This window comes from Zhongshania borealis, assembly GCF_039539625.1.
In the GTDB taxonomy this organism is placed as follows: Bacteria; Pseudomonadota; Gammaproteobacteria; order Pseudomonadales; family Spongiibacteraceae; genus Spongiibacter; species Spongiibacter borealis.
This window is the reverse complement of record NZ_BAABDM010000003.1, coordinates 342,817-365,586: the sequence shown is the minus strand read 5'-3', so window position 1 is coordinate 365,586 and position 22,770 is coordinate 342,817. Positions and strand designations below refer to the sequence as shown.

Annotated in this window: 18 protein-coding genes; 10 read left to right on the top strand and 8 right to left on the bottom strand. The window is 50.5% G+C overall.

Features of this window, described 5'->3' with window-relative positions; all coding sequences use genetic code 11:
- Nucleotides 1-151: 151 nt before the first annotated feature.
- Together ABD836_RS11040 and ABD836_RS11035 are read left to right on the top strand one after the other, a co-directional pair.
- Nucleotides 152-925 (top strand): SDR family oxidoreductase, encoded by a 774-nt coding sequence (locus tag ABD836_RS11040; RefSeq protein WP_344935743.1) that lies wholly within the window; start codon nt 152-154, stop codon nt 923-925.
- 220 nt (nt 926-1,145) lie between these two features.
- Nucleotides 1,146-1,613, top strand: coding sequence for a globin domain-containing protein (locus ABD836_RS11035; protein WP_344935742.1), 468 nt, complete (start codon nt 1,146-1,148; stop codon nt 1,611-1,613).
- 47 nt (nt 1,614-1,660) lie between these two features.
- Here ABD836_RS11035 and pyk read toward each other — a convergent pair whose 3' ends face one another.
- From pyk to ABD836_RS11010, 5 genes are all read right to left on the bottom strand, one after another.
- Nucleotides 1,661-3,082, bottom strand: coding sequence for a pyruvate kinase (gene pyk / locus ABD836_RS11030; RefSeq protein ID WP_344935739.1), 1,422 nt, complete (start codon nt 3,080-3,082; stop codon nt 1,661-1,663).
- A gap of 168 nt (nt 3,083-3,250) precedes the next feature.
- Entirely contained in the window at nt 3,251-4,435 is a 1,185-nt protein-coding gene (locus ABD836_RS11025) for an acyl-CoA dehydrogenase family protein (RefSeq protein ID WP_344935738.1), read from the bottom strand.
- 71 nt (nt 4,436-4,506) lie between these two features.
- Nucleotides 4,507-5,418 carry a VOC family protein gene (locus tag ABD836_RS11020; protein ID WP_344935736.1) on the bottom strand — a complete coding sequence of 304 codons (912 nt, stop codon included), beginning with the start codon at nt 5,416-5,418 and terminating at the stop codon, nt 4,507-4,509.
- Between the two features lie 42 nt (nt 5,419-5,460).
- A complete protein-coding gene (locus ABD836_RS11015; protein WP_344935735.1) occupies nt 5,461-6,525 on the bottom strand; it encodes a 3-ketosteroid-9-alpha-monooxygenase, oxygenase component in 1,065 nt (354 codons plus the stop codon).
- 315 nt (nt 6,526-6,840) lie between these two features.
- Complete coding sequence (locus ABD836_RS11010) at nt 6,841-9,015, bottom strand: glutamine synthetase III family protein (RefSeq protein ID WP_344935733.1); 2,175 nt, start codon at nt 9,013-9,015, stop codon at nt 6,841-6,843.
- A gap of 284 nt (nt 9,016-9,299) precedes the next feature.
- Here ABD836_RS11010 and ABD836_RS11005 point away from each other — a divergent pair, with 284 nt between their 5' ends.
- Both ABD836_RS11005 and ABD836_RS11000 read left to right on the top strand, forming a co-directional pair.
- Nucleotides 9,300-10,553 (top strand): BaiN/RdsA family NAD(P)/FAD-dependent oxidoreductase, encoded by a 1,254-nt coding sequence (locus ABD836_RS11005; RefSeq protein WP_344935732.1) that lies wholly within the window; start codon nt 9,300-9,302, stop codon nt 10,551-10,553.
- An 88-nt stretch (nt 10,554-10,641) separates the two neighbouring features.
- Complete coding sequence (locus ABD836_RS11000) at nt 10,642-12,303, top strand: NAD(P)/FAD-dependent oxidoreductase (RefSeq protein ID WP_344935730.1); 1,662 nt, start codon at nt 10,642-10,644, stop codon at nt 12,301-12,303.
- An 80-nt stretch (nt 12,304-12,383) separates the two neighbouring features.
- On the opposite strand, the gene ABD836_RS10995 is transcribed toward ABD836_RS11000, so the two are convergent.
- The 3 genes from ABD836_RS10995 to ABD836_RS10985 form a co-directional block, all read right to left on the bottom strand.
- On the bottom strand, nt 12,384-12,650 hold the full coding sequence (locus ABD836_RS10995; protein ID WP_344935728.1) for a hypothetical protein: 267 nt from the start codon (nt 12,648-12,650) through the stop codon (nt 12,384-12,386).
- A 263-nt stretch (nt 12,651-12,913) separates the two neighbouring features.
- Complete coding sequence (locus tag ABD836_RS10990; protein ID WP_344935726.1) at nt 12,914-13,687, bottom strand: 3-hydroxybutyrate dehydrogenase; 774 nt, start codon at nt 13,685-13,687, stop codon at nt 12,914-12,916.
- 25 nt (nt 13,688-13,712) lie between these two features.
- Nucleotides 13,713-14,357 (bottom strand): TetR/AcrR family transcriptional regulator, encoded by a 645-nt coding sequence (locus ABD836_RS10985; RefSeq protein ID WP_344935723.1) that lies wholly within the window; start codon nt 14,355-14,357, stop codon nt 13,713-13,715.
- Nucleotides 14,358-14,517: 160 nt separating this feature from the next.
- Between ABD836_RS10985 and ABD836_RS10980 the strand changes: the two genes are divergently transcribed.
- From ABD836_RS10980 to ABD836_RS10955, 6 genes are all read left to right on the top strand, one after another.
- A complete protein-coding gene (locus ABD836_RS10980) occupies nt 14,518-15,954 on the top strand; it encodes a sodium:solute symporter family transporter (protein WP_344935721.1) in 1,437 nt (478 codons plus the stop codon).
- A gap of 126 nt (nt 15,955-16,080) precedes the next feature.
- On the top strand, nt 16,081-18,387 hold the full coding sequence (locus ABD836_RS10975) for a TonB-dependent receptor (RefSeq protein WP_344935719.1): 2,307 nt from the start codon (nt 16,081-16,083) through the stop codon (nt 18,385-18,387).
- 95 nt (nt 18,388-18,482) lie between these two features.
- A complete protein-coding gene (locus tag ABD836_RS10970) occupies nt 18,483-19,364 on the top strand; it encodes an alpha/beta fold hydrolase (protein WP_344935716.1) in 882 nt (293 codons plus the stop codon).
- Nucleotides 19,365-19,421: 57 nt separating this feature from the next.
- A complete protein-coding gene (locus ABD836_RS10965) occupies nt 19,422-19,808 on the top strand; it encodes a MerR family transcriptional regulator (protein WP_344935714.1) in 387 nt (128 codons plus the stop codon).
- A 75-nt stretch (nt 19,809-19,883) separates the two neighbouring features.
- On the top strand, nt 19,884-21,053 hold the full coding sequence (locus ABD836_RS10960) for an isovaleryl-CoA dehydrogenase (protein ID WP_344935712.1): 1,170 nt from the start codon (nt 19,884-19,886) through the stop codon (nt 21,051-21,053).
- Between the two features lie 59 nt (nt 21,054-21,112).
- Nucleotides 21,113-22,720 carry a carboxyl transferase domain-containing protein gene (locus tag ABD836_RS10955; protein WP_344935710.1) on the top strand — a complete coding sequence of 536 codons (1,608 nt, stop codon included), beginning with the start codon at nt 21,113-21,115 and terminating at the stop codon, nt 22,718-22,720.
- Nucleotides 22,721-22,770: the final 50 nt, after the last annotated feature.

Below are 22,770 nucleotides of genomic sequence, written 5' to 3'. Positions count from 1 at the left end.
TCAAAACAGCCTATATTCTGACAAAAACGGTCACTGCCCAGCCACTGCAGTTGGCCGCCAACTAGTCAGTTTAGTGTATAAAAATATACAGCCAGGCACGCTACAATGCTCCCCTTGCTAATAATTAAACAATGTATTTATTGGAGTTTGAATGCAAACATCACTCGACTACAACGCGAAGATTGTCATCGTAACTGGTGGTGGCAAAGGCGTTGGCCGCGGTATAAGTGAGCGCTTTTTAAGTCGCGGCGCGACGGTTGTCATTTGTGGACGTAACCAGCCCGAACAACTGCCCCACGCAGGCGAAAATCAAGCCATTTTTCACAGCGTAGACGTGCGTGATGCCGATGCTATCTTTGCATTTGTCGACCATGTGGCAACAACCTACGGGCGCATCGATGTCTTGGTCAATAATGCAGGCGGCGCACCTGCGGCTGACGCAGCAACTGTATCGCCGCGTTTTTCGGAGTCTATTATTCGCCTAAACTTACTCGCGCCACTCAATTTTTCGCAGGCTTGCAACACAGTGATGCAAAAACAAGCCAGTGGCGGCGCCATCGTTAATATCGCCTCAGTCAGTGCAGTTCGCCCTTCACCGGGCACGGCGGCCTACGGCGCCGCCAAAGCAGGCCTCGTCAATCTCACTTCCTCTCTAGCAGTAGAATGGGCGCCCAAGGTCAGAACCAATGCCATCATTGCGGGTCTAATTCGCACCGAGCAAGCCCACTTACACTACGGCGATGAAGCCGGTATCCGGGCTGTAGCAGACACTATCCCGCTTGGCCGATTGGCACTACCCGAAGACATTGGCGATGCCTGCGTATTTCTGGCCAGCGACGCCGCCAGCTATATCAGCGGCTCGACCCTAACACTGCACGGCGGCGGCGAAAAACCCGCCTATTTATCCGCAGCAAATACCGAATAGAACGCATTATGCGCCTGAGTCGCTGAATCGACAGTGGGCGCTTCGCCACAAATTCAACTGCTTGCACGAATTGCGGTAACTAGCTATACCACCCTCGGTTAGCTCTAATAATCTTCCCGCACCAAATACTCTAGATTAAAACCTACGATGAAATACCGACCGATATTTCTCTCGTGCAAAGACATTTTTGGCATCGACACGCGACCGCGAGGCGCTGACCATGACACCACAACAAATTAGCTGCATTCAGACAAGTTTTCAGACCGCTGCCGCCATCAGCAGGCCATTTTCACAGATTTTCTACCTACGGTTAACGCAGCGATCACCGGAACTTACTTCACAGCTTAATTGCTCAGCTGATCACAAAGGCCGGAAACTTCTGGCCCTACTCGGCACCGCAGTTCGCTCACTTCACAACCTTGACGGCTTAGACGTAGTGATTAGTAGCCTAGGCCGTCGCTATACAAAGCAAGGCCTTAACCAGCAGCATTATACTGACATTAGCAGAGCACTACTGGATACACTGGAAGCCGCCTTGGGTGATGAGTTCACTGGCGATATTGCGGCGGCATGGACCGCATTAAGCGTGCGACTATTAGAAACCCTGCGCGACTCTGCCGCACAAAACCGCCTTGAACACTGCGCATGGGGAAAAGAAGTTCCCATGGCACTCGCGGTGACACACTAGTAAATTGGGTAAAGAAAAAGGCGCCGAAGCGACGCCCTCTTAAGGTCTTAGGCTACTCTAACGATCTTTAAGGTATTGGTATGTCCGTCTACCCCAACGGTATCACCGGTTGTACCCAGAATAAGATCACCGGAATCCACATAGCCTTGAGCCTGAATTTTCTCGACACAGCTACTAATTTCAATACCCTCCGCCGGGCTGGGAACCGCGTAAACACCGCGATACAAGCTAACCCGATTACATGTCTCCGGATTTCGACTGAAGGCAAAAATGGGAATACCCGAGGTTAATCGCGACATCAGTAGCACGGTGCGCCCGGTCTCCGTCATCGAAACAATCGCTTTTACCCCCAGCTGGTGATTCGCCGCATAGACAGCACTCATGGCGAGGGTTTCTTCCACTGACTCAAAGGTGCGCTCAATCCGGTAACTGGATTTTCGCGCTGAAGGGTATAACTCCGCCCCCTCGCAATTGCGCGCCATTGCCAACACTGTTTCTACTGGATACATACCCGACGCAGTCTCGGCCGACAACATCACCGCATCAGTGCCGTCCAATACCGCATTGGCAACGTCAAATACCTCGGCACGAGTCGGTACGGGACAGCTGATCATCGATTCCATCATCTGGGTAGCGGTAATAACTGGCCGGTTCAATACACGCGCACGTTTAATAATGTGCTTTTGCAAGCCGATCAAACTGGCGTCGCCAATCTCAACACCTAAATCGCCCCTTGCGACCATCACACCATCGCAAGCGCGAATCAGATTGTCCAAGTGCTCATCGTTCGCCACCGCTTCAGCACGCTCAATTTTACCGATAATGTGGGCAAAACAGCCCGCTGCCTCCAGCTTTTTACGCGCGTCAATAATATCTTCTGCACTGCTAGGAAAGGACACCGCAATAAAATCCAGACCGATATCAGCCGCAAGCTTAATATCGTCCATGTCTTTCTCGGTTAGCGCCGGCGCAGACAAACCACCGCCAAGGCGATTAATACCTTTCCGAGAATGCAACTTACCCACGCTCTCAGAATGGCAATATACTTTCTCGCCAACCACACGACCCACCTTCAAGCGCAATCGTCCATCATCTAGTAACAAGGTATCACCTGCACTTACCGAGCGTGCGAGTGGCTCGTAATCTACGCCAAGGTGATATTCACTACCCTCGCCATCGGCCAGCTCGGTATCCAGAATCACTTCGCTACCTTTTTTAAGCTCAACTGGATCGACTGCTAATTTGCGCAGGCGGATCTTGGGCCCCTGTAAATCACCCAGTATCCCTACGAAACAATTTGCCTCGGCAGCCAGCTCCCGAATAATCGTCGCTCGGGCACGATGCTCGTCGCCTGTACCATGAGAAAAATTCAATCGAAATACATTTACCCCGGCGCCAATCATTTCGGCGAGTACTTCGCGAGAATGACAGGCGGGTCCAACCGTGGCCACAATTTTAGTACGACGCATGAATACCGCTATCCTTTAAATAAATAGTGAGTTGTGGCCCTATCTTACACGCCTGATCACGGAACGGCGACACATCGCCGCTGAGTTTATGCTCACCGACTTCACTGCCACTATGCAGGTATAAAAAAACCCGGCAATGCCGGGTTTCCGAAATAAATCAGCACTGGGTCAAACGAAGAAATCACCATTATCCATGCCCAGGCCAACGCCGCCTAAATTGCGCGCAAAACTGGTTGGGTTATTCGCAACATGCGCTCTCGCAGTGTGTATATCCAAGAAACGCTGCTGAATTTCGCTGCCCAGAAAAACCGATTGGCCACCGGCCACTTCAAACAAGGAATCAACAATGGCAATACTTTTACTAATGACCAAGGATGCGTGATAACGATAGCGCACGCGATCTTCAACAGGGACTGGCTGCCCTGCCTCTACCAAGGCCATCATTGCATCGAAATTACGGAACAGCAGCGCCTCCATCTCGTCGATACCATTCACTGCCGCCGCTATGCGCTCCTGCACTTGGGTATCTCCGGCGAGCTTAGTCGGGTCGCCACTGGCCTTATTCAGTACAGCGTGTTTATACAGATCAACGGCCGCTTTACAGGCACCAATTGCCGGAGTACACACCACGCGGATAAAAGTTTGTGCCCAAGGAAGCTGATACAGCGGCGCGGTATTAACTGCCTGGCCGGGGTTTGTACATGCAAAGCCGTCAGTTTGTTTGTGGGTCATATAGTCAGGAACAAAAGCATCCTTAACCTCAATATCATTACTACCGGTGCCCTCCAATCCCATCGACTGCCATGTATCAATAATTTGGTAATCACCCTTGGGAACAAGGAAGGTGCGGTAACCGTCACCAGGAATAATTGCGCCGAGCAAAGCCCACGTACAATGATCGCTACCACTAGACCAACCCCAGCGGCCACTGAGTTTAAAGCCACCGTCTACAACAGTGACTTTACCCATTGGCGCATACGACGATGAAACTCGCGTGTGAATATTGTCGCCCCAAATTGCTTGCTGGGCTCGGTCGTCCATCACCGCTATTTGAAACGCATGCACTGCAATAATGCCACTTGCCCATGCGGTGGACATGCACCCTTCAGCCAAGGCAATTTGCATACGGAAAAAATCTTGAGGATTTAACTCCAAGCCACCGTAACGCTTTGGCTGTAAAGCCAAGAAAAAGCCAATATCCTGTAATTCGTCAATCGATGCTTGCGGCACCTTGCGCTGAGACTTAGTCTCTGCCGCACGCTCTCGCAGACGTGGCTGCATGGCGGTAATCGCCGCCATCATTTCAGTAACGGATGCAACCTTGGCCTCATTTTTGGCTTGCGCTACGCTCATCTTTACTCTCCTGTCATTATCATTATCGCACGCCAATTAGCGCCGCATTTATTGTGCATTAAGCCTAAAGCTCAAGCATCTGGCATGGCGAATTTGTGGCCCCACAAACTGGGTAAGCTCGTGACGGTGGGCGTAAAACCCTCCCAATTCATTTGCAAACCATCGGTGCCAAATTCCATAGCAAACCCTGTTGGGGTCGCCATGTAAAACGACAGCATATTGTCATTGGTATGCCGACCTAAGGTGGACACAATTGGAATTTCTGCCGCTTGGACGCGATCTAAACAATAGCCCACTTCATCAACATCAGTTACTTCCAACATTAAATGCACACAACCAACGGGGTTCGCCGCGTCTTCATACAGGGCCAAACTGTGATGCCGGGGATTATTTACATGCATGAAATTCAAACCCTGACCTGGGTCATCTGGGTCTGGAGAAAAATGGAAATGCATATAATCACTATCGCCAAAGCCCAACACATCTTTGTAAAAAGCATGGGTTTCCGCAAGTTTAGACGCAGGCAAAACCGCGTGACCAAAGCCCATATCGCCATTAAAGCCCGTTTCGAAACTAGAAATACCCAGTGGCGATATAAACTTGCCGTAGTCCAACTCACCGCCCCAGTACAATTCAAGCCCATTGCCGGAGGGGTCTTGCAGCTGAATTAAACCGCGCACGCGACGTGACTTAGCGTGCTCTGCAGATGCTTCGGTAAACTCGACCCCGGCCGCCCGTAATTCTTCTTTCGCTTGGTTAAAACCCGCCTCATCAGCCAACTCCCAACCGCAGCAACTCAGACGATTTTGCTCGCCTTTCACGATCGCAAAGCGGTAAGGCCGTTGATCCATCTTTAAATACACATCACCGTTATTTGACGCCGCGGGCACAAGCATCAAACCCAGTATATTTGTGCCGTAATCAGCCCACTCTGCGGGGTTTGTTGACTCAATGACGACATAACCCAAACTGCGAACATCCATTTTTTATTCCTTTATTATCATTAGCGGGGCAACTGCGCTCACTCAGGTATTGCGTAGCGCGTAATCCACCACATATTCACGGCGTTCAGCATAGACTGCTGGCACGTCCGCAGCATTGACGTAAAACTGTTGGTACCATTGGCGCAATCGGTTTATCGGGCCATCGCCATCACATAGCACGGGATTATCGACCCGCGTCTTAGTATGCCAAATATGCACGTCTTGAAAAAATGCCGCGCGATTCTGCTCAGTATACTGCCGCGCCATTTCGTTATTCTGCTCCTCAGTCATACCCGGAATTTTCCGAACAGCGACGCCGAAGCGCAAATCAAAGCTATTAACATCGATCGGCACGTGGGTCACTAGCAAGCGCGAAGCGACCTCCATACCCTCAACCTGACCGGTCATAAAGGTGTTCATGTACGCCGGACCGTAATAGGTAGCTTCCGATTTTAGCTCGCCATCTTCTGCCAGCAATTCCGAACCACCCGTTAACTCCTGGCGGTAGGTGTGCTTGTGCACAATATTTTTAAATTCTTTAATCGGCGCGCCATGAATAGGGCCAAAATGGGCAACATCAGCCATATTATCGATAAGCTCACGCGCATTGGTATTTATGCTCATCAGGTCCATTTGCCAAATAGTCCAGTCGTCGCTAAATACATCGTCGATGCGCGGTGGCCGCTGCTCGTCTATTGGCGGATTGCCTTCTGGATCAAACCACATGAACAACAAATGATTCTCTTCCAACGTAGGGTATGAGCGAATCACCGCCTTAGCCGGTATACGCTTAGCATAAGGAATATCGTCACACACACCATCGGCTCCCCAGCGCCAAGCGTGGAACGGACAGCGGATCGAATTTCCTTCGACACAGCCTTCGCTTAAGTCCGCACCCATATGTGGGCAGTAACCATCGAGCACATGAATTTCACCGTCTTCGCCACGATAAGCGACTAGGCGCGTGCCAAAGTAATTAAGCTTAACCGGCGCACTGGTATATTCGCTTGCCAGCCCCAGACAATACCAACCGCGCGCATAGCGATCAGGTAATTCCGCCGCTTCAATAATATGCGGCTGACGCGGCGCTGACGCTGGCTGACTCATGGGTATTCTCCTGATTAGATACGGATCGCAATGGACTTAGCATGGTGAAAAATTCTCACACATGGCCTAGCGGCGCACCATCCTCCGTTTAGACGACCTGAAAAATTGCTGTAATCGATTGTTTTTTATTATTATTTTTCATTTCTGACGATCAAAAAATATTACTACTTACCGCATAAGACTATAGCTTCGTGGCTATTTCCACGGCCTCGCATTGGAGCGCTGCGCTAGCGTATCTTGCACACATAAAAAAAGCCCTCCGAAGAGAGCCTTTTTATTCAGTAACAAATCGCCTCATTTCGAGGCGCCGATTGCTTATCTGATAAACAACATTTCTGAGTACTTAGGCAGCGCCCACAAATCGTCAGCGACTAAGCCTTCAAGCGCATCAGCGTGACCACGAACTTCAAGCATTAAGCTACGCAGCGTTCCAGCGGCATACTGCATGTGCTCTTCGGTCGAAGCAAAATCGTGAACGGCCAAGGCCTCGCTTAATTTCGCGACCGCGGCCATCATCGCGTTTGCTTCACTCGCCACAGCAGTAGCAACACTGCTATCAAGAGAAATACCCATTGCCGTCAATGAAGAGCTAGTGCTACCCAACTGCGACAAATATTCAACTGCCGCTGGGTAAATGCTCGTGCTAGCCATATCAACCACCAACTTGGCTTCAACCTCAATCGCCAGCAAATATTGCTCTGAATAGACCTCAAAGCGACTTTCAAGCTCAACCGGCGTCAATACACCCGTGCTAGAGAATAACTTAACGATCGCCTCGTCACGCAGGTATGGAAGTGCATCTGCCGTAGTTGGCAAGTTCTTCAAACCGCGATCTTCAACCGCTGCACGGTGCCACTCTTCAGAGTAACCGTCACCGCCAAACACCACATTACTGTGCTGCTCCATGAGTTTTTTCAGTACTTTAATCGCCGCCTCGGCCGCGTTGGCGCTAGAAGGCAACTCAACTTCCAACTGATCTGCAATCCAATTCAATGAATCAGCCAGCATGGTATTCATCGCAACCAAAGGACCAGAAACAGAGGCGGAAGAACCTACCGCACGAAACTCGAAACGGTTACCAGTGAAGGCAAAAGGCGAAGTCCGGTTGCGGTCGCCAGGATCGCGCTCGAACTTAAGAATCTGATTAAGACCCAAGTCCATCAAGCCACCCAGTTCAGACTTCAGCAACTTACCTTCTTTAATGTCATTAAAAACACCCTCAAGCTGGTCACCCAAGTAAACTGACAAGATTGCTGGAGGCGCTTCGTTCGCACCCAAACGATGGTCATTTGACGCCGAAGCAATAACTGCACGCAAAAGAGGCCCATAAAGGTGCACACCGCGAATTACTGCACCACAGAAGAGCAAAAAGTTAATATTGTCGTGTGGGGTACTACCCGGATCAAGCAAATTGCCCTGAGTACCGTTACCAACAGACCAGTTTACGTGTTTACCTGAGCCATTTACGCCAGCGAATGGCTTTTCATGCAACAAACACACGAAGCCATGACGCTTCGCAGTCAGCTTTAACAAGGTCATCATCATCTGCTGGTGGTCAGACGCGATATTCGCTGCTTCATAATAGGGCGCGATTTCAAACTGGCCTGGGGCCACTTCGTTATGGTGAGTTTTAGCAGGAATACCGAGCTTATAAAGCTTGTCTTCCAGGTCTTGCATAAAGACTTGGACCCGCTCAGGGATGGCAGCAAAATAATGGTCGTCAAACTGCTGACCTTTCGCTGGCGCGGCACCAAACAAAGTACGACCCGCCAGAGTAAGATCTGGTCGACTAGCAGCAAAGTTAGCGTCAACAAGGAAGTATTCCTGCTCAGCACCACAGCTAGAGTTCAACGTGGCAATTTCAGTCTCGCCCATCAGCGATAATACCCGCTGACCCGCCTTATCCATCGCTGAATTAGAACGCAACAGCGGGATTTTCTTATCCAGCGCCTCACCTGTCCAGCTCATAAAGACGCTTGGGATCATTAGCGTTGAGCCATTCTCGGTGTGCATAATATAGGCTGGGCTCGTTGGATCCCACGCCGTGTAACCACGTGCGGCATTGGTCATCCGCAGGCTGCCATTCGGGAAAGAAGAACCGTCTGGCTCACCTTTAATTAACAGACTGCCAGTGAATTCAGTAATCGCATGGCCGTCAGAATTGGTAATGATAAAACCATCATGCTTCTCTGCCGTGGCGTTAGTCATTGGGTAGAAAATATGCGAGAAAAACTTAACGCCTTTACTTGTGGCCCAGTCTTTCATTGCTGCGGCAACCACATCTGCGGTTGCTGCATCAAGCGGCGCGCCGGTTTGTACGGTCTTTTTCACTGCCTTAAAAGCATTTTTAGAGAGGCATTGCTCCATCTTGGCAATATTAAAAACATCGCTTGCCCAAATTTTACTGAGTGGCTCAGGCATCGTGACGGCCATGGGCGTACGATTAGTAATCCGGGAAATAGCTTGAACGCGCGCTTGATTGCGACTCATTAAGGTGACCTCGCCTTATAGAATGTTAGGTAATGGGTATCACTTGAGCTGACTGAAAGCCAGAAACTAAAATGACTACCGTAGTGCTAGCAATAATTGCACCAGCTTAGCGCAAACAACACTAAAACCAATGAAATTTTACTCAGCAGTAATGCAGCTGGCGCAGTATAGCGCTAGTTCGCGCAAATACTAGCGCATCATTCCCACCCCACTTAATGTGCTACAGGCCTTATTTGGCGGTATACTCCGCGCCAAATACCCTTAGTAAAAGTGACTATTCTACCGTGCAAGCCGCCCCAAACCACTTCGACGTGATCATTCTTGGTGCAGGCGCATCGGGCTTAATGTGTGCCCTGACTGCAGCTCAACGCGGACGGCGGGTCCTAGTTATAGAAAAAGCGAATAAGGTCGGCAAAAAAATATTGATGTCGGGCGGTGGGCGCTGCAATTTCACCAATCATTTTGTCGAAGCCGACAACTTCATCTCTGGCAACCCTCACTTCTGCAAAGCCGCACTAACCCGATATACCCAATGGGACTTTATTTCGCTGGTCGAGCGCTATGGCATTCCATATGAAGAGCGCAAGCACAGCCAGCTATTTTGCCTAGACTCCGCCAAAGACATACTCAATATGCTATTGGATGAGTGCGCACAGGCTGGCGCAGAAATTCGCACCCACTGCAGCATCGACAAAATTTCTACATTGCCTGAGCAACCCCACTCAGACAAACATCAAGACGACAACCAGCGCCAACGCTACCAAGTTACATTACGCCAAGGCCAAACACCGCTATCATTAGAGTGCCACTCGCTAATCGTTGCCACTGGCGCGCTATCTATCCCCAGCCTTGGTGGCAGCGGACTAGGCTACGATATTGCCGATCACTTCGGCATTGCCCTAACCGAGCGGCAGGCCGGCCTCGTACCTTTTATGTTTAGCGATGCAATGAAGCCGCTCTGTGAGCGACTAGCTGGCCTCGCCCTCGAAGTCGACGTCAGCTGCAATCGCCGCCAATTCACCGAGAATCTACTTTTCACTCATCGAGGCATCAGCGGCCCGGCGATACTACAAATATCCAATTACTGGAATCCCGGCGACGAGATCACTATCGACCTTCTGCCTAACCTCGACGGCCACAAATGGTTGCGCACCGCTAAACACCAGCAAAGCAAGAGCCTACTGCGCACGGTGCTAGCCCAGAAGCTATCAAAAGGGCTCGTCAATGAATTGCAAACACTGTGGTGGCAGAATAGCGCCGAGCAGCCGCTAGCGACCTACAGCGACAAACAACTGAGCGTAATTGCCGATAAACTGCACTGCTGGCGACTTAAACCGTCGGCAACAGAAGGCTATCGTACCGCCGAAGTGACTCGTGGCGGTGTCGACACCGCCGCCATCAGCTCCAAAACCATGGAAGTTAAGTCCCAGCCCGGCCTGTACTTTATTGGCGAGGTATTAGACGTAACCGGCCATTTAGGCGGCTTTAATTTTCAGTGGGCCTGGTCCTCTGGCTATAGCGCAGGCCTAGTCTGTTAATCACGTGTATTTGAAAGCCTCAACCACGACCACAAACATGATAAAATCCCCCGCCTAAGCGACGACTAACCGGAACCACATTGCCTTCATGCTCAGACTCAACGACATCAAGCTCCCCCTCAACCACAACGACCTTGATCTGCGCAGCGCCGTACTGAGTAAACTGGCCTTGGCGGAACATGAGCTACTGAACATAACGATTTTTAAACGCAGCTACGACGCACGGAAAAAGCACAACATCCTGCTTATCTATTTATTAGATCTAGAGCTTAGCAGCGACGCTGAACAGCGCGTTTTAGGGCAATTTTCTGGAAAATCATTCGTCGGCCCCAGCCCAAACACCCAATACAACTTTGTTGGCCATGCACCCGCCAACTTCCCGACAGGCAACCAGCAGCGGCCCATCGTCATTGGTTTTGGCCCCTGCGGTATATTAGCCGCTCTAGTATTAGCGCAAATGGGGCTAAAGCCGATTGTACTCGATCGCGGTCAGGACGTGCGCCAACGCACCAAAGACACCTGGGGCCTATGGCGCGAACGCAAACTCAACACCGAATCAAATGTGCAATACGGCGAAGGCGGCGCAGGCACCTTCTCAGACGGCAAGCTTTATAGCCAGGTCAAAGATCGGCGTTTTCTCGGCCGCAAAGTCATGACTGAATTTGTAAAGGCCGGCGCACCCGACGAAATCCTCATGGTGAGTAAACCCCATATAGGGACGTTCAAACTGGTTAAAATGGTTGAGAACATTCGCGCCGAAATAACCCGCCTCGGCGGCGAGATTCGCTTCAATAGCAAAGTGGAAACCTTACACCGCGAAGCGAGCGATGGTGAGAGCGGCCAAGTCACCGGCGTAAGCTTAAGCGATGGCAACCATCTCGCCAGCCGCCACATTATATTGGCGGTGGGCCACAGCGCTCGCGACACCTTTGCTATGCTTTTGGAGCAAGGCGTTTACCTTGAAGCCAAGCCATTTTCCATTGGCTTTCGTATTGAACACCCGCAATCCGTGATCGACGCCGCCCGATTTGGCGACAATGCAGGCAATCCCATCCTCGGCGCCGCCGACTACAAACTCGTTCATCACTGCAAAAATGGCCGCAGCGTCTACAGCTTCTGCATGTGCCCAGGCGGCACCGTAGTCGCCGCCACCTCTGAAGAAGGCCGCGTGGTCACCAATGGCATGTCGCAATACTCCCGCAACGAACGCAACGCCAATGCTGCCATCGTGGTTGGCATAGAACCTGAAAAAGATTATCCCGAGCATGTTCTGGCGGGGGTCGACTTACAGCGACAACTCGAAAGCCTCGCCTATCGACTAGGGGGCGAAAACTACAATGCGCCAGCACAGCTCGTTGGCGATTATTTGCGTAATAAGGCCTCTACCGAACTTGGCAGCGTCATCCCCTCATACAAACCCGGCGTTAGCCTAGGCGATCTAAGCTTAGCCCTGCCCGATTTTGCCAACGCGGCAATTCGCGAGGCCATCCCCGCATTTAATAAGCAAATTAAAGGCTTTTCGATGAACGATGCCATTCTCACTGGCATTGAAACTCGCACCTCGTCACCAATCTGCATCAAGCGTGGACGCGACTACCAAAATCTCAACACCAACGGGCTCTACCCGGCGGGAGAAGGCGCGGGCTATGCAGGCGGAATTCTATCTGCAGGTATCGACGGCATTAAAGTCGCCGAAGCCGTAGCGATTGACTTACTAGGCTTAGACGTAGCGATACCAGATGGGCGCTGACTTGAGTTTTTAGATCGGTACTGCTCGCGTCCAATAACGTAGGAAAGACGCTTTTTCGTATCAGTACCGCAGCTCGTCAACTATAGGTCAAGATTGCGAGTCAGCACTTCGGCTGATTTGATGATACGGCTCACACGATAAAGCTCGTCATGCTTTTCTTCTGCAGAGTAACCCGCTGGCTCACCGGTGCTAGCATTCACTAACCACGAGGTTTCAGGCCTACGTTTACCTAACATTTTTTTCAATTCAGGAGCGGTAATACCTAATGCTTTGGCTGCTGCATTATTGCTGCAGCGAGTCTGATTCTCGTTCAGGTAATCAAGTATTAGGGTGATTTTATCTTGCATTACTATAGGATCCTTACAAAGTTAAGCATGCGACTTAATTAACTCTGTTATCAATAAACCGGAGTTGGATCGACCATTATACCGTATTTATTAGGCAATTATCTTGTTTGCTCCGCCCAGTCCCTAATATCTATGGTGGCATGAAATTCGCGTCACATAGCAGCGCGATTTCTACCACTCAGATCGAGGCGCGAAAATACCCGAAAACTCCACTTTATGCCGCCTACAGCGCGCAATCCATCAAAAACAAATAATGGCATTCGCTATTTAATGGTCCAGCCGCCATCCAACACCAGCTCTTGCCCCGTCATGTTTCGCGCGGCGTCGCTTATCAAATAATTTACGGCACCGCTAAGCTCGTCCATTTCAATAAAGCTCTTTTTCGGCATGGGCTCAAGCATGATTTTATTAACCACATCTTCTTCCGAAATACCGTGGACCTTTGCCTGACTGGCAATTTGTTGCTCTACCAATGGCGTTTTCACGTAGGAAGGACAAATGGTATTAATCGTAATATTCTGCTCGGCTGTTTCCAGCGCCACGACCTTAGAAAAACCTAACAGGCCGTGTTTTGCAGCCACATAAGCGCTTTTATGTGGCGAGGCCACCAAGGAATGGATCGAGCCAATGTTAATTATGCGACCAAAATTATGGCGACGCATCATCGGCAGCAACGCACGACTCAGCATCGCAGGGCCAATCAACAATATTTCAGTGAGCAATCGCCAACGATCAACCGGAAAGTCTTCCAACTTAGCAACATGTTGAATTCCGGCATTATTTATCAGCACATCTGCGTAGCCACCCGCGGCCTCAAGGGTGGCAACGACATTATCAATATCGGTTTGGCTGCTCACGTCGAGTTTCACCGCATGCACATCGAAGCCCTGCTCACGTAAATTTAGCGCCGCACGCTCAGCGGATTCAAACTGACTATCACTAATCCAAACGGTATAATTCAGCCTCGCCAAGGCATCACCAATCGCTAATCCGATACCACTGGCCGCGCCAGTGACTAAGGCAGTTTTATTTCTCATTTCCTACACCTGTTTTAATTATTTTCTACTTTTCACATACAGCCCTAAATCCAGCGGCCATAAAAGGAATCATGCGCTGATAAGCAGCGTCAAAATCAGAAGAATGGCATTTGCCGCCAGACAAGCGATCAATACGACCAGTTTGCGCTAGGGTTAGCGCCAATGCGCCAGACACATAGTGATAACACCAATGCAGGTCTTCCTCTTTAGCCGTGGGAAAGATTATTTTCAGCGCCTCAATAAATTCACTGACATGTTTGTCAAAATTATTTTTCATTAAGGTCTTACTCCACACCGGTGAAGTCATGACATAGGCCAATAACGCCATGTAATTTTTCCAGCCGGGGTCGCCGCTTTCTTGCGCAAATTTTAAGGGCAGCAAAAAGGCCTCAATAATCTGTTCCAAGGTTTGCGGTTGACCACTCGCCACTTCCAAACTGTTACGTAATACTTCGCGACGGGTATTTCCTAGCAGCTCCGCACGGCGATGGAAAACCGCATAAAATAAATCGAGCTTCTTACCAAAATGGTAATTTGCCAAGGCCACATCGACCTGCGCGCCGGTCGATATCTGTCGCATGGTCACGCCGTCGTAGCCGTGCAGAGCAAACAGCTCCTCTGCAACATCCAAAATGCGCTCGCTTTTGAGCCCACTGTCTTTTTTATTCATTGTAATACTCCAAGCACCAGCAAACCCGTTCGTCCGTGAAAGCGGAACCGCCTTACACCGCTAGCTTGTCAATATGGTTGTTTTTAAAGCCTTACTTGTTTTTTCAACAAGCGTTGAATATAGTGGCTCACGAATAATTAAAATACAAGGCAGATAGTACATGATATCGGCAGAAGTCTTTAAATATGTGCTCACCGGCACATACGTAATATTGGTCTATGGGCTTTCTTGGGTGGGCATGCGTCGCACCAAAGACATTAGTGGCTTCGCTATTGGCAATAAGGACATGAGTCCCTACCTCATTGGCATTACGCTCGCAGCCTCTATCGCGTCAACCGCGACGTTTGTCATTAACCCCGGCTTTGTATACGTGCACGGTTTATCCGCCTACTTGCACTACGGTGTGGCTGGCTCGGCAGGTATTCTCACTGCGTTTCTGGTGCTGTCACGCGGTTTTTTACGACTAGGGGAAGAGAGCAAAGCACTGACCATCCCCCAGTGGATATACAACCGCTACCACCATCGGGGCTTTAGTCTATTCTTTGCGTTCATTAATTTGTTATCTATTAGTTTTGTGGTGCTGATACTGGTTGGCTGCAGCCTTTTGATGACCGGAATATTTCCTATCGACCAGAAGCCAGCGCTACTCGTCGTACTGGTATTTGTGTTTTCGTATGTACTCATGGGCGGCACCTATGCCCACGCTTATACTAATACCTTACAAGGTATTATGATGATCATCGTTACCCTGCTCTTATTTGTGCAGGGTTTTCATTATTTTGACGGCGACATCCTAGGATCGCTACGCAATATAAGCCCGGGTTATGGCGCAGCGCTAAACCCCGACAGCAATCTTTACTACGATTTTTTCTCTGTGTTTGGCGGCGGCTTTATTGTCACTTTTGCGCTGATGCTGCAACCGCATATTTTGACTAAAGTGTTGTATTTGCGCAGCGAAGCAGACATTGGAAAATTTATTGGCACCACCGTGGTTGTCGGCACTTTGTTCACTTTGATCTTGATGGTTGGCTTTTATGCCCGCCTCGCCGGATTAGAAATTGAGAGCCAAGACACCGTCGTGAGGGAATACTTACTTCATGAATTTAGCGGCAGCCCACTTGGCCAGCTAACCTTGACGTTTATTTTCATCACCTTACTCGCCGCAGGTATGAGCACCTTAGACGGCATACTTGTTTCGTTGTCGGCAATGGTGGTCAACGATATTGTTACACCACTCAGCAAAGGTAAAACCAAAGGCCTCGCGTGGTCACGCTGGACCTTAATCGCGGTAGGTATAATTGGCCTGCTGCTAGCTTGGAATCCACCACCGTTAATTGGTCTATTCGCGCAAAAAGGTGTCTATGGTTTGGCCGCTGCGTCTTTGGTGCCAATGTTATTCGGGGTCTTAGTACGCAAACCGCTACCCCTACCACTGATCGCCAGTGCCTCCTTGATCGCCTTATTCAGTCATTACTATTTTAATTTGTTTGGTGGTGTCGCGAATCCGGCCGTGTCCGCCAGCTACGCCATAATCGGCTCTTGTGCATACACCCTCGCCGGACTAGCCTTGATTCACTTCATTCAACGTAAAAAATAATTTCTCTTTAAGCATATTGACATTTCAACACTTGTTGAATAATCTCGAATACAAATTCAACATGTGTTGAATTTGTATTCGAGATAGCACTGACACATAAATCAATAAACTCAACGCAGGTGCCCCATGATAAATATAAAAGCAGACAAAAAACGATTTGCCATGTTACTCGCCGTCAGCAGCGCGACAGGCCTATGCCACAACCTTGCGTGGGCACAACAGGGTACCGCCGTGGCACTAGAAGAAGTTCTCGTTACCGCACAAAAACGTGAACAAAATTTGCAGGAAGTACCGGTATCCATCACAGCATTTACCGCAACAGAATTAGCGGACAAGGGAATTAGCACCATTACCGAACTGGAAAAAAGTGTACCCAACACCCAGTTCCGTGCCAGCCGCGCCACCAATTCCACGCTCACCGCGTATATCCGCGGTGTCGGTCAGCAAGACCCTCTTTGGGGCTTTGAACCTGGTGTTGGCGTTTATGTTGATGACGTTTACTACGCCCGCCCCCAGGCCGCGGTGATGGATGTATTTGATGTGGAACGCATCGAAGTTCTGCGTGGCCCACAAGGCACCCTCTACGGCAAAAATACCGTTGGCGGGGCCATTAAATACATTACTCGGAAAATGAGCGGCGAAGCCGAAGGCAAAATCAGTCTCGCCGCTGGTGCCTATGACCAGCAAGACGTCAACATCTCTGCGCAACTGCCAGTGATCGACAATGAACTGTATATTGGCGCCGCCATCGCTAGAATGCAGCGTGATGGTTTTGGCGACGTCGACACTGGCTACGACATCAATACCGGTACCTACAGCGCGACCGAAGACAACTACAACAAAGACGTGTTAGTCGCGCGGGTCAGTATTGAATACAGTCCAACGGATGAGCTTTTCATCCGCTTGGCTGGCGATCGGACCGACGACAACTCAAACCAACCCTGTGGCTCACAGTCTAGCCCTACCGCGCTAACTCATCCAGCCAATGGCCAAACCTTCGCCGCGTCAAACAATCCCTACGATGGCGCTTGCGGCACCAGTCATATTTCAAATGTCGAAAACAACGGCTACTCGCTAACCGCACAATACCAAGTCACCGACAGTACCACCGTTAAATATGTGTTCGCCAAACGCGAGGGTGAAACTCAGCAGTTTATTGATTTTGATGGCACGCCGCTGGACTCCTTTGACGTACCAGCCAAATACACGGACGACCAAACCTCCCACGAACTGCAATTAAACTTCAACATAGACCGCATGGCGATCGTTGCCGGCCTGTACTACTTTACGGGTAACTCTGCCGGCGCGTTTGACGTCGTGTTAAATGGCTTAGGTGGCACACCTTATATGGATGGCGAACATTATGACCTCGCTATTGGTGGCGACGTCGACACAGAGAGCAGCTCTGCGTATTTTAATATTAGCTACGATATTCTCGACGATCTCACCTTAACCGGGGGCATGCGCTTAACCAAGGACGACAAGAACTCCAATATCAAACGCTATGCCTACAACACCACCGACTCCTATCCCTATAGCCAAAGCCAAGGTACTGGATTCACCTTTGGTGACCCCAGTAACGACACCTTACTTGCCATAGCTACCGACATTAGCGACAGCGAAGCAGATAAGGACTGGAGCGAACTCAGCCCCTCAATCAAACTTGATTGGCGTATGAGCGACGACATTATGCTCTACATCAGCTATGCCGAAGGCTTTAAGTCTGGTGGTTTCGACATGCGCGGCAACGCTGCCACCAACCCCAACGTAGCCCAAGGTTATGACCCAGAAACCGTTGAAACGCTGGAAGCCGGAATAAAATCGCAACTGTGGAATGATCGCCTGCGTCTCAATTTCACGGTATTTAACATGGATTACACCGACATGCAGCTAACGGTGCAAACCGCACAGCCCGCACCGGTATTCTTTTCATCTGACGTGGTCAACGCGGGTACAGCTGAAATCCAGGGTGCGGAATTAGAAGCCCTGTTCCAGGTCACTAGCGACATCAGCACTTCGCTTTCTGTTGGCCATATGAATGCGGAACTAACCGAAGTTATCTCCGGCGGCGCTGATGTCTCCGCCAGCTGGGAAATGCTCAACGCGCCAGATTGGACAGGCCAATTCGCGATCAATTATCAGCGCGATTTAGGTAAAGCCGGCAACCTTGCGCTCAACACCGCAGCCTCCTATCGCGACGCATCCAGAAACTTTAATAATGTGATTTGCAGCTGCGATCAAGACGAGTCTTACACTTTGCTTGATGCCGGTGCCAACTGGTATTCCGCCGATGAGCACTGGACCGTCGGCCTGCATATCAAAAACATAGAAGACAAAGAATACAAAACAGGTGGTTACAACCTTGGCTCTGGTGAACTGGCCTTCTACGGTGCGCCAAGAACCTGGACTGCTAGTGTCGCTTACGCCTTTTAAAGGCAAGCTAATCGGGTCGTGACGCAAGCTCACCACGACCCGATACCTCGCAGCGTCCATTACACTCCCAACCACTACTCATGAGCCTACAGTCCATGCAAAACCACAGAGACTACTGGTATACAAGCAGCGACGGCCTGCGCCTATACGCCCGCCAATATGGGCCAAGTGACGCCGAACGCACCATTATCTGCATTCCAGGCCTAACTCGAAACTCCGCCGACTTCGCCCCCTTGTGTGAACACCTCGCCGGTGACTTTCGGATCTTTGCAGTCGACCTACGCGGACGCGGAAATTCCGACTACGACAGCAAACCTGAAAACTACCACCCCGGCACCTATGCCCTCGACATCATCGCCCTTCTTGACCAACTCGACTTGAACACCGCCATTCTCATTGGCACCTCCCTCGGCGGTTTAGTGTCTATTGTGTTGGCCGCTACCGCCGCCGATCGCGTCACCGCCGCCGTCATCAATGACATCGGGCCCGAGGCAAATCAAACTGGTCTCGAGCGCATTAAAGCCTATGTTTGCAATGCAAAACCAGTTGAGAGCTGGCCTGAAGCTATCGCCAAAACCAAATTAAGCCTCAGCCAGGAATACCCCGAATTTAGTTACGACGACTGGCTGCAATTCAGTAAAAATTTGTATCGCGAAAATTCCCAAGGCAAGCCTATATTAGCCTATGACCCAGAGATCGCCGTGCTGCTACAAACCCCGAGCACCCCCGAGGCAAGCGATCTTTGGCCGCTATTTAATCACATTAGCGACCTGCCGCTATTGCTGCTGCGCGGTGAACTCTCAGACATTTTAAGCCGCGAATGCGTTACCAAAATGCAGCAGCAAATGCCCACTATGCAGTTTATAGAGATCCCCAATTGCGGCCACGCGCCATTGCTTAGTGAAGCAAGCGCACTTGCCGCTATTGACCATTTTCTATCGGACCCTCGCTTGGCCAGACCACAGAAATTAAGTTGACGTTAACGTAAACTAGAAGTAAGGTATTCGCCACCCTGAATTTTAGGCAAGCAGCCCATGCCACAAGCAAGCTACAGCATCTCCGAGTTAGCATCGGACTTCGACGTAAGCACTCGCACTATTCGCTTCTATGAGGAAAAAGGCTTACTCGACCCCGAACGCAAAGGCCAAACCCGCATATACAGCGCCGCTGATCGCATAAAGCTCAAGCTGATCGTGCGTGGTAAGCGCCTGGGATTGTCGCTGGAAGAAAGCAAAGACATTATCGAAATGTACCAGCCGGAACACGACAACAGCCCTCAGTTGATCAAACTGATCGACAAAATTCGCGAGCGCCAGCGCCTACTTAAAGAGCAATTACGAGACATCAAGGCCATGCTCGGCGAGCTCGACGAAGCCGAAGCTCGTTGCGCACAAGCGCTGGCAGAAATGAAGGGCGAGTAAGCTATAGCCAGCTGAATGAGCTATAAATTAATCCTCTAGGCAAATACTTTTTACATCTATTAAGGCAACGTAACCATGAGCACAACTTACCCCACACTCAACTTTGGCCTTGGCGAAGACATCGACATGTTGCGCGACGCCACCTACCAATTTGCCCAGGCCGAAATCACCCCGCGCGCCGAAAGCATCGACAAAGACAACGCCTTTCCCATGGACTTGTGGCGCAAGATGGGCGACATGGGCTTACTCGGTATTACCGTGAGTGAAGAGTTTGGCGGCAGCGATATGGGCTACCTCGCCCATGTTATCGCCATGGAAGAAATCAGCCGGGCATCAGCCTCAGTGGGTCTGTCATATGGCGCCCACTCCAATCTCTGCGTAAATCAAATCTACAAAAATGGCAATCAAGCCCAAAAAGAAAAATACCTTCCCAAGCTCTGTTCGGGCGAACATGTCGGCGCCTTGGCAATGTCAGAACCCAATGCGGGTTCCGATGTGGTAAGTATGAAGCTCAAGGCAGAGAAACAAGGCGACCACTACGTACTCAATGGCAATAAAATGTGGATCACCAATGGCCCTGATGCAAACACCTATGTCATTTACGCCAAAACCGATATGGAAGCGGGCCCTCGCGGCATGACAGCCTTTATCGTCGAGCGCGACTATCCTGGTTTTAGTCGCTCGCCCAAACTCGACAAACTCGGCATGCGCGGTTCAAACACCTGCGAATTGGTCTTTGAAGACTGTAAAGTTCCCGCCGAAAATATCCTCGGCAAAGAAGGCGACGGCGTAAAAGTGCTAATGAGCGGCCTCGACTTTGAGCGCACTGTTTTATCTGGCGGCCCGACCGGCATCATGCAAGCCTGCATGGACGTCGTTGTTCCTTATTTGCACGACCGCAAGCAATTCGGCCAAAGCATTGGTGAGTTTCAGTTAATGCAGGGCAAGCTCGCCGATATGTATACCGAACTCAACGCCAGTCGCGCCTATTTATACGCAGTCGCCCGCGCCTGCGATCGCGGCGAATCCAGCCGCAAAGACGCCGCCGGCGTCATTCTTTACGCCGCCGAAAAAGCGACGCAAATGGCGCTGCAAGCGATTCAGACGTTAGGTGGAAACGGCTATACGAATGAATTCCCTACTGGCCGCCTGCTTCGCGACGCCAAGCTCTATGAAATTGGCGCAGGCACATCAGAAATTCGCCGCATGCTGATCGGCCGCGAGCTATTTAAAGAGACCATGTAATCGCGATTTAGAAACCAATACCAAGACAAACGCCCAGCGAACCAAAAGGCACAAGGGAAATGACAGTACTCAAATCCATTATTAATACTCGCGACCCAGGCTTTGCCGAGAATGTGGCGCATATGCAAGCACAGGTCGACGACCTGCATAAAATTGTTGCGGCCACAAGTTTAGGTGGCGGCGAAAAATCGCAACGCCGCCATACCGAGCGAGGCAAATTACTGCCCCGTGACCGCATTAGCGCGTTGATAGACGTCGGTGCGCCATTCTTAGAGTTATCGCAATTAGCCGCCTATAAAGTCTATGACGACGATATTGCGGCAGCAGGTATCATCACAGGTATTGGCCGCGTCTGCGGCCAAGAGTGCATGATTATTGCCAATGATGCGACGGTGAAAGGTGGCAGTTATTTCCCGCTGACGGTCAAAAAACATTTGCGCGCACAAACCATTGCCCAAGAAAACCATTTGCCCTGTATTTACCTGGTTGATTCCGGCGGCGCCAATTTGCCCCAGCAAGACGAGGTATTTCCAGATCGCGAGCACTTCGGGCGAATTTTTTTCAATCAAGCCAATATGTCTGCGATGGGCATACCGCAAATTGCAGTGGTCATGGGCAGCTGTACCGCCGGTGGTGCCTATGTGCCCGCAATGGCAGATGAATCCATCATCGTGCGCGAGCAAGGCACTATCTTTTTGGCGGGTCCACCACTTGTCAAAGCCGCAACCGGCGAAGTGGTCAGCGCCGAAGATCTCGGAGGCGCCGACGTTCACTGCCGCACATCCGGCGTCGCTGACCACTACGCGCAAAACGACCACCATGCACTGCAATTAGCGCGCAATGCGGTTAAGCGCTTGAACCGGCGCAAGCCAGTGGATTTAGACGTTTGCGCCAGCGAAGAACCCGCCTACCCCGCCGACGAAATTTACGGCATTGTGCCCAAAGACAGCCGCAAACCCTACGATGTACGCGAAGTCATTGCGCGTGTTGTCGACGCTTCCGACTTTGACGAATTCAAAGCCCTGTTTGGCACCACTTTAATCTGTGGCTTTGCCCGCATATTTGGTTACCCGGTCGGCATCGTCGCCAATAACGGCATCTTGTTTTCTGAGTCGGCGCAAAAAGGCGCGCACTTTGTTGAACTCTGCGCCCAGCGCAAAATTCCATTGATTTTTTTACAGAACATCACCGGTTTTATGGTTGGCCAGCAGTATGAGGCTGGCGGCATAGCCAAACACGGCGCAAAAATGGTGATGGCAGTAGCGTGCGCGCAAGTGCCCAAGCTCACCGTTTTGATTGGCGGGTCGTTTGGCGCAGGTAATTACGGTATGTGTGGCCGCGCCTATGATCCTCGCTTTTTGTTCATGTGGCCCAATGCCCGCATTTCGGTTATGGGCGGGGAACAAGCAGCTGGCGTCATGGCGCAAATAAAACGCGACCAATATGAACGCGAAAATAAAGAATGGCCAGCCGAGGAAGAAAAAGCATTTAAACAGCCAATTCTCGATACCTATGAACAACAAGGCCACCCTTATTTTGCCTCTGCGCGACTTTGGGATGACGGCGTTATCGATCCTGCGCATACCAGAATGGTGCTCGGTCTAAGCTTGTCAGCTAGTCTCAATAAGCCAATCGAGGAAACCAAGTTTGGCGTATTTAGAATGTAAACACCTAAAAAATTGCACAACTACACAACCGTATTTTCCGTATTCCAAAA